1 protein-coding gene and 1 pseudogene are annotated in these 1,462 nt (G+C 75.8%); both read left to right on the top strand.

The annotated features are described in order from the left end of the window. Nucleotides 1-491: pseudogene (locus CCN56_RS40160) on the top strand (AAA family ATPase); the annotation flags it as partial. Beyond that, nucleotides 488-1,462, top strand: a 975-nt coding sequence (locus CCN56_RS40155; protein WP_086832496.1) for a hypothetical protein, incomplete at its 3' end; no start/stop codon positions are given. The pseudogene CCN56_RS40160 and the gene CCN56_RS40155, both read left to right, overlap by 4 nt.

Below are 1,462 nucleotides of genomic sequence, written 5' to 3'. Positions count from 1 at the left end.
CCCGCGAGACACGGGCGGCGCTGCGCCTCATCGCCTTCGCGACCGCCGCCGGTGTCTCGCGGGACGTGCTGTCGCAGCTGGTCAGGGGGGCCGTCGGGGACGGTCCGGGGCTCGAACTCCTGGCCTGGCTCGACCGGATGGACCTCCCGGACCCCGAACTGCTCCTCGCCGACCCCGAGGGGGCCGAGCTGCCCGAGCGCGGTGACCGTCGCCAGGCGGCCCTCGAAGGGGTCGTGGAGGCGGTCGCCCGGCGCCCGGAAAGGGCCCGTTGGGACGCGGCGTGGGCGCTGCTCGCCCGTGCGCTGGAGTCGGGACCGCCGGACCTGGTGGTCGTACCGGCGACGACGCTGGCCGGGTTGCGCCGGGAGGACTGGGACGTTCCGGCGTCGATCGAGCGGCTCGCCGGGGTCGTGTCCCTGTCGCGGCGCGCGGACCGGGCGGGCGACCGCGTGGCGGCGGCCGTGTCGGCGGGTGCGGGGGCGGGGCGATGAGGCCGGACGTGAAGGAACCGGGCCTGGACCTGGAGAAGCTGTACGCCGCCCGCCTGCACGCCGTACGCGTCCGGCCGTATCTGGCGACCGCGCTGTTCGCCCTGCACACGGTGGCGTCGCGGGAGGTGCCGACCATGGCGGTGGACCGGCACTGGCGCTGCTACGTCTCTCCGTCGTTCGTCGACCGGACCCCGGTGGAGGAGCTGGCCGGGGTGTGGGTGCACGAGGTGACGCATCTGCTCCGCGACCACCACGGGCGCAGCGACCGGGTGGCGCGGGAGCGCGGTCTCACGGGTTCGGGCGAGCGGCTGCGGATGAACATCGCGGCGGACTGCGAGATCAACGACGACGTGTTCGGCGACGGGCTGCCGAGGCCCGGAGGGGCCGTCCATCCCGAGATGCTGGGGCTTCCCGAGGGGGAGCTCATGGAGGACTACCTGCGGCAGTTCCAGCTCGGCCTGCGGACCCGGGACGCGGGCTGGCTGGACTGCGGCAGCGGCGCCGACGGCCTCGAACGGGCCTGGGACCTGGGGGCGGACGGTGCCCGGGGGCTGAGTGCCCAGGAGCAGGACGCCGTACGGTTCCGGGTGGCCCGGGCGATCACCGGCCGGCCGGGGAGCACGCCGAAGGGCTGGCGGCGATGGGCCGAGGAGGCGTTCCATCCGCCGCAGGCCTGGCGGGAGTTGCTGGGGGCGGCCGTCAGGTCGGCGGCGTACGGTTCCGGCGCGGGGGACGACTACTCGTACGGGCGGCCGTCGCGGCGCTCGGTCTCCGTGCCCGGCGCGGTGCTGCCGAGTCTGCGGCGCAGTCCGCCCCGGGTCTCCGTCGTCATCGACACCTCGGGGTCGGTCAGCGACGCCGAACTGGGCAGTGCGCTCCTGGAGGTCACGGCGATCTCCCGGGCGCTCGGCGGGCGGCGCGACCTGGTCACCGTGCTGCCGTGCGACGCGGCGGCGCGGATCGTCCATCCG

Origin of the sequence: Streptomyces sp. NRRL B-24572, assembly GCF_002156145.1 — a bacterium.
Lineage (GTDB): Bacteria > Actinomycetota > Actinomycetes > Streptomycetales > Streptomycetaceae > Streptomyces > Streptomyces vietnamensis.
This window is presented reverse-complemented; position numbering and strand designations above follow the sequence as displayed.